Annotated in this window: 13 protein-coding genes; 7 read left to right on the top strand and 6 right to left on the bottom strand. The window is 69.9% G+C overall.

What is annotated here, in order from left to right; translation table 11 throughout:
* Positions 1–2: 2 nt before the first annotated feature.
* Positions 3–758: a DUF2064 domain-containing protein gene (locus EXE42_RS06565; RefSeq protein ID WP_092921785.1), complete on the bottom strand. Its 756-nt coding sequence runs from the start codon at positions 756–758 to the stop codon at positions 3–5.
* A gap of 102 nt (positions 759–860) precedes the next feature.
* The gene (gene idi, locus EXE42_RS06560) at positions 861–1,475 is read right to left on the bottom strand and encodes an isopentenyl-diphosphate Delta-isomerase (RefSeq protein WP_092921783.1); all 615 of its coding nucleotides are present in this window, start codon (positions 1,473–1,475) and stop codon (positions 861–863) included.
* 192 nt (positions 1,476–1,667) lie between these two features.
* On the opposite strand from idi, the gene EXE42_RS06555 reads away from it, so the two are divergent.
* Positions 1,668–3,083, top strand: coding sequence for an ATP-binding protein (locus EXE42_RS06555; protein WP_092921781.1), 1,416 nt, complete (start codon positions 1,668–1,670; stop codon positions 3,081–3,083).
* Between the two features lie 60 nt (positions 3,084–3,143).
* On the opposite strand, the gene EXE42_RS06550 is transcribed toward EXE42_RS06555, so the two are convergent.
* Complete coding sequence (locus tag EXE42_RS06550; protein ID WP_137693874.1) at positions 3,144–3,719, bottom strand: class I SAM-dependent methyltransferase; 576 nt, start codon at positions 3,717–3,719, stop codon at positions 3,144–3,146.
* Positions 3,720–3,789: 70 nt separating this feature from the next.
* On the opposite strand from EXE42_RS06550, the gene EXE42_RS06545 reads away from it, so the two are divergent.
* Positions 3,790–4,419: a GNAT family N-acetyltransferase gene (locus EXE42_RS06545; protein ID WP_137706138.1), complete on the top strand. Its 630-nt coding sequence runs from the start codon at positions 3,790–3,792 to the stop codon at positions 4,417–4,419.
* Here the strand turns inward: EXE42_RS06545 and EXE42_RS06540 are convergent.
* The 3 genes from EXE42_RS06540 to EXE42_RS06530 are packed head-to-tail and all read right to left on the bottom strand — an operon-like array spanning position 4,416 to position 6,628.
* On the bottom strand, positions 4,416–4,928 hold the full coding sequence (locus EXE42_RS06540; protein ID WP_137706137.1) for a TspO/MBR family protein: 513 nt from the start codon (positions 4,926–4,928) through the stop codon (positions 4,416–4,418). The genes EXE42_RS06545 and EXE42_RS06540 overlap by 4 nt on opposite strands.
* Positions 4,929–4,963: 35 nt before the next feature.
* A complete protein-coding gene (locus tag EXE42_RS06535) occupies positions 4,964–5,980 on the bottom strand; it encodes an AI-2E family transporter (RefSeq protein ID WP_137706136.1) in 1,017 nt (338 codons plus the stop codon).
* Between the two features lie 51 nt (positions 5,981–6,031).
* Positions 6,032–6,628, bottom strand: coding sequence for a DUF6149 family protein (locus tag EXE42_RS06530; RefSeq protein WP_092921772.1), 597 nt, complete (start codon positions 6,626–6,628; stop codon positions 6,032–6,034).
* Positions 6,629–6,780: 152 nt separating this feature from the next.
* Between EXE42_RS06530 and EXE42_RS06525 the strand changes: the two genes are divergently transcribed.
* The 5 genes from EXE42_RS06525 (at position 6,781) to EXE42_RS06505 (ending at position 12,155) form a co-directional block, all read left to right on the top strand.
* Positions 6,781–7,359: a DUF1684 domain-containing protein gene (locus EXE42_RS06525; protein WP_137706135.1), complete on the top strand. Its 579-nt coding sequence runs from the start codon at positions 6,781–6,783 to the stop codon at positions 7,357–7,359.
* A 444-nt stretch (positions 7,360–7,803) separates the two neighbouring features.
* Complete coding sequence (locus EXE42_RS06520) at positions 7,804–9,042, top strand: NAD(P)/FAD-dependent oxidoreductase (protein WP_137706134.1); 1,239 nt, start codon at positions 7,804–7,806, stop codon at positions 9,040–9,042.
* Between the two features lie 105 nt (positions 9,043–9,147).
* Positions 9,148–11,331 carry a PAS domain S-box protein gene (locus EXE42_RS06515; protein ID WP_137706133.1) on the top strand — a complete coding sequence of 728 codons (2,184 nt, stop codon included), beginning with the start codon at positions 9,148–9,150 and terminating at the stop codon, positions 11,329–11,331.
* Positions 11,332–11,421: 90 nt separating this feature from the next.
* The gene (locus EXE42_RS06510; RefSeq protein WP_137693871.1) at positions 11,422–11,637 is read left to right on the top strand and encodes a hypothetical protein; all 216 of its coding nucleotides are present in this window, start codon (positions 11,422–11,424) and stop codon (positions 11,635–11,637) included.
* A gap of 101 nt (positions 11,638–11,738) precedes the next feature.
* Positions 11,739–12,155 (top strand): hypothetical protein, encoded by a 417-nt coding sequence (locus EXE42_RS06505; RefSeq protein ID WP_092921761.1) that lies wholly within the window; start codon positions 11,739–11,741, stop codon positions 12,153–12,155.
* Positions 12,156–12,195 lie beyond the last annotated feature (40 nt).

The following is a 12,195-nucleotide window of genomic DNA, read 5'->3' as shown; positions in this document are numbered from 1 at the left end:
CGTCAGTCCCGGACCAATCGCTGCTCGCCGTCTTCGACGACCACGTCGAGCCCGTGTTCGTGGACGAACGCGGCCGTGTAGTCGGGCACCACGCGCTCCGCGGCGAACCGCGCCCGGAGGTTCGGCACCACGTCGAACAGGTCCTCGCCGGTCTCCAGCGAGGGCGACGGCTCCACGAAGTCGACGGAGCGGTCCGCGTCGCGGCCGCGCTCCGCGAGCGTCGGCAGCGCCGGCGCCGCGAACGCGCCGTCGAAGTCGATCGGTTCGGTGAAGCCCGCGTAGTACGCCCGGCCGTTCGACGAGGGCCCGAGGACGACCTCGGTCGTCCGCAGCTTCATCGCAGCCGAGTCGACGACGGTCCGCGAGAGCAGCGGCGCGGTCGGGGTGACGACCGCGACCGAGTCGGCGCCCTCCTCGCGCAGCAGGTGCGTGACGGTGTTCCCGGCGCGCGCGCCGAACGAGGAGCCGACCTGCCGCTCGAAGCGGACCTCGTCGGTCCCGCCGAGGGTGTCCGCGACGAGCGTTCGAAGCTCCGCCTCCGGGCTCGTCTCGGTCCGGTGCTCCGCGGGGAGGTCGTCCTCGTCGGGGTAGTTGACGAGGAGCTCGCCGCCCGAGCGGTCGACCGCGAGGACGGCGTCGCGGAACCCCGCCTCGTAGAGGTCGGCCGCCTCGGCGGGCGACAGCGGCGTCGACTCTGCGATCGCGGTTCCGACGAGCCCCTCGCGGGGCGGGTTCGCCAGCAGGGCGACGACGGTCATATCGGACCGCGGCGCGGGAGCGCCTTCAAGTCGCCGTTTCGGTCCGAGCGGGGAGCGTCGGGGGAGCGGATCCCTTCGGCCGTGACGCGCGGACCCGGCCGATCAGGAGAAGTCGCGCCGCATCGCGATCTCGAACCACGGGCAGAGGCGGAGCTGCCGGTACAGCGCGGGGTTCTCGTGAAGGTGTTCGTAGTCGGCCCACAGCATGCCGCCTATCTCGTCGTCGTCCGGGTCGAGCGCGGTGTCGTTGAGCGTGACCTTCAGCACCGCGCACACCTCCCACTCGACGCCCTCGTTGGGGTAGTAGCGCTTGTACTCGAACTTGTCCGTCACCCGGAGGTCGTCGTACTGGTCGGGCGAGATGCCGAGCTCCTCCGCCAGTCGCTGTTCGGTAGCCGCCTCCTGCGACTGTCCCTCCACGGGGTGAGAGGCGACCGTACCGTCCCAGTGACCGTCCCACAGGCGCTTGGTCGGCGCGCGCTGGGCCAGCAGGATCCGCCCGTCCCGATCGAAGACGAGGCAGGTGAACGCGCGGTGACGGATCCCGTCGCCGGTGTGCGCGTCGAGTCGGTTCACCGTGCCCTGCGCCGCGTCGTCGGGGTCGACCGCGATGACGTCCTGAAGCGCGTTCTCGTGGTCGGTCTCGCTCGCGCCGCCGGTCTCGCTCGCGTCGTCGCCGGCGGGGTCCCCCGGCGTGGTCGCGTCGTCGGAACTCATGCGCGGTACGTCACAGACCAGGGCTAATAAGGGTTCGATACGGCGTCCGGTCCCCCGCACCCGCCGTCCGCCTCCGCTCTGGTTCGCCCACCGCCCGTACGCTCCGGCAGATCCCTCTCCCGCCGGCGCTTCCGCCCGTCTCCCGCCGGCGCTTCGACGCTCTTAACCGCGTCCCGGCGCTACTAGCCGCGGATGAGTGACCCGGCGCTCGACGTCGTCGAGTTCGTGTTGACGACGCACTTCTACACGCAGGACCGCGACCTCGACGAGAACGACCTGCCCCCCCGCTTTCGGCAGGTGTTCTGGTCGGCCGACGCCGCCGACGACGCCCCCGGCGGCGTGGAGCGACCGCTGAAGGCGACGGACGAGACCACCCGCACCGCCACCGGCGTCGAGCGGCCGTGGGAGGCGGTCTCCGACCTCCTTTTCACCCAACGGACGGAGTTCTCCGGCGAGATCTCGCTGACGCAGCCGGCGATGGGGCTGGAGTGGTACCGCGACCGCGCGGACGACGAGCGCGTCGCCGGGAACCCGACGATCGTCGCCGCGATGGAGGCCGCCGAGGACCTCGACGCGCCGGTGACTCGCGAGGAAGCCAGGGACGACGTGCGGCCGGTCCAGGCCGACCGCGTCTGGATCGACGCGCTGCTCGCGGAGTACTTCGACGAGGACGAGGACGGAGAGATGCTCGACCTCGTCAACGTCCGGGCGCCCGAGGAGATCGAGACGACGCTGGCCGACCTCGTGTTGACCGGCGACCAGGAGGGCGAGATCCAGAAGATCGTCAAGGCGATCGAACACCGCGAGTACCTCGCGGAGATCGGCCTCCGCGAGATCGGCAAGCTGCTGTTCGTCGGCCCGCCGGGCACCGGAAAGACGACCGTCTCGCGCGCGCTCGCCCACGAGCTCGGGCTCCCGTTCGTGGAGGTGAAGCTCTCGATGATCACGAGCCAGTACCTCGGCGAGACGTCGAAGAACGTCGAGAAGAGCTTCGAGGTCGCTAAGCGGCTCTCGCCGTGCATCCTCTTCATCGACGAGTTCGACTCGGTCGCGAAGACCCGCCGCTCGGACGAGCACGCCGCCCTGAAGCGCGCCGTCAACACGCTCCTGAAATCGATCGACGAGGTGTCGCTGGTTCGCGACGAGGTGCTCCTCATCGGCGCGACGAACCATCCGGACCAGCTCGACGCCGCCGCGTGGCGCCGGTTCGACGAGATCGTCAACTTCCCCAAGCCGGACCGCGACATGCGCGCGGACATCCTCCGCGTGGTGACCAAGGAGATGAAGATCGCCGACTTCGACCCCGAGGAGGTGGCCGACCGGACCGGCGGGCTCACCGGTTCCGACCTCCGGATGGTGCTCCGCGAGGCCGTCCTCGGCGCGCTCACCGAAGACCGGATGACGATCACGCAGGCGGACGTGATGTCGGCGGTCGAGGACTTCGAGGAGCGAGATAACCTCAAGAACATGGACATGATCGACGGGGAGGGAGCCGAGGTGCTCGGCGAGACGAGCTCCGGCGAACAGGAGCACACCCGCGACGAGTCCGGCGACGGGGAGGGGTCGCACGACCACGACCACGCCGCGCACGGCGCCTCGCACGACTGAGCCGGGACGACGAGGATCGCGCGGCGACCGAGCGACCCGGACCGACCTTCTCGCGACGGCTCAGCGCCGAACGCCCACGACCGTGTAGCCGAAGCCGCGGTCGACGGTCCGCGGGTCGAGGCCGGCGTCGCCCATCGCGGCCGCGAGGTCCGACGGCGTCCGGAACCGCGAGTCCATCCCGATCGCGTGTTCGCCGGCGACGAGCAGCCGCCCGATCGGGTGTGCGGGGTCGAACTCGCGGACGACGAGCGCGCCGCCGGGCGAGAGTACGCGCGCCGCCTCCGCGAGCGCGGCGTCCTGGTCGGGCAGGTGGTGGAGCGCGTCGACGATCGTCACCGCGTCGACGCTCGCGTCCCGGAACGGGAGCCGTCCCGCGTCGGCCGCGAGTCCCGCGAGCCCGCGGCCGCGACGCGCACGCGAGAGCATCTCGACCGAAGCGTCGACGACCGTGATCTCCGGGCCGGTGAGCGCGGCCGCCGCGCGCCCCGAGCCGCCGCCGACGTCGAGGAGCCGTTCGATCGGCCGCGCGGCGTGGTCGAGGCCGGCCGCCAGCGCCTCGCCGTCCGCCGGCGGCATCGCGAGGTCGTACAGCGGCGCTACCCGGTCGAAGAAGTCCACGTCACCGACTCCGTACATGGGCGAGACGAGCGCCGCGGGGGACAAAGAGCCACCGCCCTATTTACCTTCTCGCCGCCGTACGGCGCCCATGGAGTACGCGCTCGTGTGTCCGCCCGACGAGGGGGAGACCCTCCGCCTCGACTACCGGGCGTTCGCGTACGCCGGGAAGTTTGTCGTCGGCGCGCCGGGGAAGTCGGTGATTCGGACGCCGGACGGGCGCCCGGCCGCGCCCGACTGGGAGCCGGACGAGCCGCTGCCGGACACGGTCGACCCCGATGCGTTCGACGACGACGTGGTCGCGGCCGTCTCCTTTTCGCCCGACCGCACCGACGCCGCCTGCTGTCGGCTGCGGTACGTCACGGTCCACGCCGCGCGGCGCGGCGAGGGGATCGGCCCGCGGCTGATCGGCGAGACCGTCGCCGACCTGGCGGTCGCCGGCTTCGAACGCGTGAAGATCGCCGTGAACAACTCGTTCGCGTACGAGGCGTGCCACAAGTGCGGCTTCGCGTACACCGGTGAACGCACGGGAATCGCCGAACTGGAGCTGGAGCGACCGGCCGCGGCGCCCGCGGAGGTCGACCCCGAGCGGTACCGCGAGGGGCTGTCGGCGTTCCGCGAGACCGACGGCGAACTGACGCCGGCGGAGCGCCGGTTCGTCGCCGAGCGACTGGAGCGCGGGCCCCCCGAACTCGACCGAACCCCGCCCGACGGGCGCTAATTGAGCGTCCAGATGGCGTAGTTGAGCGCGGTCGCGAAGCAGACCCACGCGAGGTAGGGGAGCAGTAGCGCCGCCGCGCGGCGGTCGACGCGGTCGAAGGCCCGGATCGTCGCGACGACCAACGGGAGGAGGACGACGAGGACGGCGAGTCCGAGGTCGGGGCGTTCGAGCCCCCAGAACACCGGCGACCACGCGACGTTGACGGCGAGTTGGACGCCGAACAGCGCGAGCGCGGTCCGGACGCGTCCCGCCGTCGCCGCGCCGTCGCGCCCGGCGAGGTAGACGAGCGCGGCCGCGGCGCCGCACAGCGCGTACAGCACCGGCCAGACGACACCGAACGCCCAGCCCGGCGGGTAGAAGGCCGGGAGTTCCAGCGCCGCGAACCAGGCGCTCTGGGTTGTCGTGAAGGGGACGCCGAGCGCGCCGATCAGGTTGACCGCGACCGCCGCGGCGGCGATGCGGAGGGCGTCGCGTCGGTCCGGGAGTCGGGAGGTCGCGGTCGTCGCCATGGGCGCTCTCGACCGCGCACGGGCTTAAATCCCGCTCAGATCGCGTCGTAGTCCTCGCGGAACGTCTCCAGCGTGGCCGCGAGCACGCCGATCACGATCGGGCCGACGAAGAGGCCGGTGAACCCGACGGAGTAGATGCCGCCGAACACGCCGAGCAGGATGATGGCCGGGTTCAGGTGGGCCTGCTGGTCGATGACGAGCGGCCGAGCGTAGTTGTCGACCATCGCGATCACCGCGACGCCGTACACCGCGAGGAAGATCCCGGCCGTCACCTGGTCGACGATCACGAGGTACGCGGCCGCCGGCCCCCACACGAAGAAGGCGCCGATGAGGGGCAACAGCGCCAGCACCGCCATCACGAACGTCCAGAACACCACGTTCGGGATGCCCGCCGCCCAGAGGCCGAGCCCGGCGACCAACGCCTGGAGGAGCGCCACCGAGATGTGGCCGATGACGACGCCCCGGGTCATCACGTGGGTGCGGTCGACGAGGTCGGCGGTGACGTCGGGCGGCAGCGGGCTCGAGTCACGGATCCACTTGACGAACGCCGGGCCGTCGATAAGGGTGTAGTACACCAGGAACAGCGCGAGCGACAGCCCCACGGACGCGCGGATCGCCGTGTTCAACACCCCGCTGAACCCGCCGAACAGCGTCTGGACGAGCAGTTCGCCGACGGTCTGAAGGAGCTCACCGATCTCCGGGTCCTGCCCGGTGAGCGCGGCGATCTCCGCCTCGATCGCCGCGACGTCTATCGCGGTCTCCCCCGCGGCGATGGCGGTGAGGTCCCGGACGAACACCCACGAGATGTACGCGAGCGGTAAGATTACGGCGACGATGGCGGAGAGGATGAGGGTCAGCGCCGACAGCATCTCTCCGAACCGCTCCGAGACCCGCGTCCGGAGCCAGCGGGTGAGCCGCCGGTGGAACGGGTAGAGGACGAACGCGAGGATCGCCGAGGCGATCACGTACTCGACGAACGGGAGGATGACGAAGAGGGTCAACAGCGCGACCGACCCCATGAGGAGAAGCAGGAACGATTGCCCGCGGTTCATGGACCACCGTGTCTCCGACACGATATAAACGTGCCCGGAGGGCGACCGCGCTCAGGCGCTCGCCTCGTCCTCGTCGAGACCGGGCGCGGTCGCGGCGTCGACCTCGTCCGGCTCCTCCGTGTCGCCCCCGACGACCGTCTCCCCGTCGTCGGTCTCGACGTACACGTCGTCCGCGAAGCCGGCCAGCGCGTTCTCGTACTCGGGCTCGTCGAGCCTCGCCGGGGTCGCCGGCGCCTCGACGACGCCGCCGGGCGGCCGGAACTCGCCCAGCGGGTCGTCGATGGTGATCCCGTACTCCGAGAAGAACGACTCGTACCGGCGGTAGTGGGCCTCTAACTCGTCGCCCGGGATCTCCATCATCTCCGTCCAGCCGTGGTTGAAGAAGTCGAAGTTCGCCTGGACGTGGGTGATCTCGCGGGCCTCGGCCTCCGGGAACCCGGCCTCCAAGGCGGCGACGTACGCGTCCATCGTCGCGTCGAAGAAGCTGTCGAGGTGGTCGCGGCGCTCTTCCCGCCGGTCTTCGTCGGCCTTGTTGAGGAAGATGCTCGTGTGGAGGTCGACGAGCTTGTCGTTGGCGACGTCGCCGACGACCGGCGTGGTCAACGCCTTCTTGGCGGCCCAGTGGCGGATGTTCTGCCGGATTTTCATACGTCCGGTTGGGCCGGGACGCTCTTGAATCTGTGGCGTCGCGACCGCGGCGCCCGTCCGCACTCCCGTCAGCGACCGGGCGCGCGGCCGTGTGTGCGCCCGGTCCCGCCGCGGAACTGTTATTGCGCCCAGGGGACAAGATTGCGGTAGACATGGAGTCTGACGAGGGCGACGAGGACTGGGCGGCGCAGGTGGAGGCACAGCGGGAGGCGAAGACGAAACGGTTCCGCGAGTCGGCGCGGTCGCCGCTGCCGGTCTCGATGCGGGGCGACGCGTTCCCGGGGCTGGCCTACTTCGACCCGGACCCGGCGTACCGGTTCCGCCTCCCGCTTCACGAGCACGACGAGAAGGAGACCGTGACCGTCGAGACGACCGCCGACGGCGAGCAGACGTACCGCCGCAGGGGCGAGTTCCGCTTCGAGGTCGGCGGGGAGTCGGTGACCCTTCAGGCGTATCGGCCGGCCGACGGCGCCGACCGCTTCTGGGTGCCGTTCCGCGACGCGACCAGCGGCGAGGCCACGTACGGCGCGGGGCGGTACCTCGATCTGGAGCCCGACCGCGACCGCGTCGACGGCGAGTGGGTGGTGGACTTCAACCTCGCGTACAATCCGACGTGCGCGTACAACCACGCGTACGAGTGCCCGCTCGTCCCGACGGAGAACTGGCTCGACGTCGCGATCGAGGCGGGCGAGAAGGATTTCCCCGCGGAACCGGCGGGCGCGGACCAGTAACCGACCTCACCCTACTTCGCTCGCCCCGAGGGGCTCGCTCGTTGAGGGTGGGGCTTTGATGCGGTCCTCGCCGTCAGTTGGCGCGACGGGGCGTTTTATGCGCCCCGCCTACCGAACGCCCTTCGGGGTCGGCGAACCCACCATCTTGGGCCAGGCTACTACGGCCCGTACTGCGCGGGACTTGTGCCAGCACAGCACTGATTGGCAGTACGATGGAGTGTAATTTAACGGTTGCTCAGTAGCATGTCGGTTTTCTCTCCGGTCTACTCGCTCCCTTCGGTCGCTCCTTGAGGCCGGAGGCTCCACCTCGAAGTATGCTGAAACGGATCGCGGTACCACCGCGAACGGCGCCTTCGTTCGCGTTTTCGCGGGTCGTGTCGCCCGTTCTCACGCCCCCGGACGCGGATGACAACCCACATTAACCATGAATCCGAACGGCCGGCTATGAGCGATTCGTACGTGATCATCGGTGACGGTATCGCGGGCGCGTCCGCGGCCGAAACGCTCCGCGAGGAAGCGCCCGACGCCGAGATCACGGTTCTCACTGACGAGGGTGAGTCCCTCTACAACCGGATTCTGATCAAGGAGTACGCGAAGGGGAAGCTCCCCGAGGCCCCGATCTCGATCCATCAGGAAGACTGGTACGACGACCACGACGTGGACCTCCACCTCAACACGGTCGTCGTCGACATCGACGTCGAGAACGACGCGGTTCACACCCACGACGGGGAGACGTTCGAGTACGACTCCCTCCTGCTCGCGATCGGGGGCACGCCTCAGCAGCTCCCGGTCGAGAACGCCGACGCCGACGGGATCCACCACTTCTGGACGTTCCAGGACGCCCGTAACATCAAGGAGAGCGTGGAGGGCGCGGAGACGGGCGTCATCGTCGGCGCCGGCCTGCTCGGGATCGACTTCGCGGCCATCTGCGGTGCGCAGGACGTCGAGGCGAAGTATCTGATGCGCGGCGACAACTGGTGGCGCTACGCGCTCTCCGAGGAGGGCGCGGAGATCATGCACGAGGCGATGCGCGAGCGCGGCGTCGAGCCCGTCTTCGGATCCGGCGTGGACCACTTCGAGGTCGACGACGACGGCCGCGTCGAGGCCGCGGTCGACCCGAACGGCGAGCGCCACGAGTGCGACTTCGCGGGCGTCGCCATCGGGCTGAACTTCAACACCGAGCTCGTCGAGGACACGCCGCTGGCGCTCGACGACGGCATCGTCGTCGACGAGTTCATGCGCACCGACATCGACAACGTGTTCGCCGCGGGCGACATCACCACGTTCAACGACCTCATCCTGGGCGAGCGGGCGAAGAACGGCTCGTGGGGCTCGGCCAAAGAGCAGGGAACGATCGCCGCCCGCAACATGGTCGAATACGGCAGCGAGGCGTTCGAGTGGGTCTCCTCGTACTCGATCACCCACTTCGACTTCCCCTTCCTCTCGTTCGGCCATCCGACGCTTGGCGAGGACTCGGTGGAGGCGACCACCGCCGACGGCGAGTGGCGCCGCGTCGCGCTGAAGGACGGCAAGGTCGTCGGCGGCGTGCTCATCGGCGACCTCTCGCCGCAGTCGGCGTTCAAACAGCTGATGCGCGAGGGTCGCGACGTCAGCGACCAGACGGACGCCCTCATGGAGCCCGGGTTCTCGGTAGACGATCTGGCGGCCCCGACCGAGCAGTAGCCAACCGACCCCCGCCCCGTCTCGACGAACACCGATCGCGGCGACGGATTCGCGGCCAGCGACGTGCCACGGTGCTTTTCACCGTCGACGCGCTATCTCGTTTATATGTCACCCGGATCGCAAGGGCCTCCGGCCGGCTTCTTCGCCTCCTTCGTCGAGGGGTGTTCCGATCCGGTCGTCTCCGTCGACCGGGAGGGGACGGTCGTCTACGCGAACCCCGCCACCGAGGCGGTTCTCGGGTACGATCCGGCCGGCCTTCGCGGCCGCGACCTCGCCTCCCTCGTGGCCTCGGAGGCCGCGGACGGACGCGCCCGATCGGTCCGCGAGCGGTTCGCGCGGGTCGAGGGGCTCGACGACCGCGGGAGCTTCTCCGTTCCGGTCCGACACGCGGCCGGGCACACCGTGACCTTCTCCGTCCGATTCCACGAACACGCGACGGGAAGCGACGGAAGCGGCGGCGTCCCCGACGGGGCGACCGGCGACCGCGACGCCGTCTACACGGGGATCTTTCGCGACGGCGTCGACGAAGCCGGCGGAGAGACGCTGGAGACGTTCCGCAACCTCGTCGAACACGCCGGCCACGCCATCTACATCACCGACGTCGACGGGACGATCGAGTACGTCAACCCGGCGTTCACCGATCATACTGGCTACGAGTCCGGGGAGGTCCTCGGCGAGACCCCGGCGATACTCAACTCCGGCGAGATGCCGGACGAGTACTTCGACGCGCTGTGGTCAACCCTGCTGGACGGCGAGGTGTGGGAGGAGGAGATAATCGACCGACGGCGAGACGGCGAGCCGTACCGCGCCCACCAGACGATCGCGCCCGTGGTCGGCGACGACGGCGAGGTGTCCCGGTTCGTCGCGATCCAGACGGACGTCACGGCGCGGAAGGCGGCGATGGGGCAGCTGAAACAGTACCGGGACATCGTCGAGCGGCTCGACGACCCCGTCCTCCTCCAGAACCGCGACGGGGAGTTCGAGCTGTTGAACGAGGCCGTAAGCGAGTTCGCTGGCGTCGACCGCGAGGCGCTGTACGGGACCGACGAGTTCGCGTTCATGGACGCGGAGACGGCGGGCGAGGTCGACGAGCGCCGCCAGAGCGTGCTCGACGCCGAGGAGATGGCCGAGTACGAGGTCTCACCGACGTTTCCGGAGACCGATCGGGAGGCGACGTTCAGCACGCAGCGGTACCCCTACTACGACGCCGACGGCGACCTCGCCGGCACCTTCGCCATCTGTCGGAACGTCACCGACCGCAAGGAGCGCGAACGGGAGTTGGAGCGGTACGAGCGCGCGATCAACGGCGCGACGGACCTCATCGCGGCGGTCGACCGCGACGGGCGGCTCCTGTTCGCGAACCCGCAGTACCGCGAGTACCACGGGCTCGAGGACCGCGACGTGACGGACCTGACGCTCGCCGACGTGGTCCCGGCCGACGGCTACGAGGACGTCGAGCGACAGGTAGAGCGCGCGCTCCGGGGCGAGTCGGTGGAGTACCGGACGACGCGGACGCACCCGACCCGCGGCAGGCGGACGTTCGACGTTCGGTACTACCCGCTCGGAGGCCCCGACGACGGCGAGCCCGCCGGGGTCGTCGGCGTGCTTCGGGACGTGACGGACAGCGAGAACCGCGCGCGACAGCTTCGGGTCGTCGACCGGGTCCTCCAGCACAACCTCCGGAACGCGCTGACGGTCGTCCGCGGGCGAGCGGAGCAGATCGCCGCCGGGACCGCAGACCCCGCGGCAGCGGCCGAGTACGTCGTCTCGCGGGCGGACGACCTCTTGGAAACGAGCGAGAAGGCCCACCACATCACCGAGATACTGAGCGACGCGCCGGAGACGGAGCCGGTCGACGTCGGACGTGTGGTCCGAGAGGTAGTCGCCGCGCGGGCCGAGGAATTCCCGGACGCGACGATCGAGGGGTCGGCGCCGGACGACGGGGTCGCGACGGCGTCCGCGACGACGTGGCTCTCGCGGGCGATAGACGAGCTGATCCGGAACGCGGTCATTCATCACGACCGAGAGCAGCCGACGGTGACGGTGTCCGTCGAACCGCGACCCGAGTCGGTCGAGATACGGATCGCGGACGACGGGCCGGGACTGAACCAGATGAACCGAGACGTGCTCGTCGACGGCACGGCGGTCGACGCGCTATACCACGGCAGCGGGCTCGGCCTGTGGCTCGTCTACTGGGTCGTCCAGCAGTCCGGCGGCGACGCCGCGGTCGCGGACGCGGAGCCCCGCGGTACCGTGGTCTCGCTCACTCTCCCCAAGGCCGACGACTGAGCCGCGGGCGGGGCGCTCGCGGACCGGGGAGGGCACTCGGCCGACGCTCGTCGCGAAACGTTTATGATCAATCATGGTATATGGTACCACATGTCACTTAGAGACACCGGGCGACGGGTACGGCTCCGCCGCACCGGTCGGATCCCGTCCGACGCGCGGGTCCGTCACTACGACGAGCTGAGCGACGACGAGCAGGGCGTCGTGCGGGAGTTGGCGGGCGAGCCGTGGACGGCGCCGGAGATCGGTGAGCTCGACGACGGCGACGTGGTGAAGTTCACCGACTACTACCTGATCCGGTCGCGCTGAGGGGGTCAGACGTGGTGACGGCGCTCGGGTCTCAGTGAGCGGTCGAGGCGTCGCCCCCGCGGAAGCGAAGTTGTTTTCGCCGGTCGGGGGCAAGCGGGCGCATGGACAGCGGCGGATCCACCGACATGACGCTGGCGTTCGAGTTGGACGCGCTGAAAGCGCTCGCGGACCCCAACGCGGTGTTCAACAACGCCCGGCAGTGGACCGAGTACGTCGGCGTCGTCAGCGAGAAGCCGACGTACGTCGTCACGAACTTCACGCGGAAACACCGCGTGCGTCAGGACTTCTTCTCCGGCCCGCGAGGCGTCGAGGAGAGCTTGGAGAACATCAGCCAACAGTTCGACACGGACCGACACGTCTTCGTGGGCGTCGACGAGGAGGACGAGGCGGTCGCGGACGCGACCGGCTGGGAGTTCCTCCACGTCGAAGACGCCGCGGAGGCCGCGGGGTGGACGCTCGCGACCGGCGAGGCGGCGGCCGAACCGGCCGAGGAGCAGTCCCGCGACGACTGGCCCTAACTCGGCGGCCGCGATCTCGGCTCCCTCGACCGGGAGGTGT

The sequence above is a fragment of the Halorubrum sp. SP3 genome (assembly GCF_005435195.1).
Taxonomy (GTDB): Archaea; Halobacteriota; Halobacteria; order Halobacteriales; family Haloferacaceae; genus Halorubrum; species Halorubrum sodomense.
This window is presented reverse-complemented; position numbering and strand designations above follow the sequence as displayed.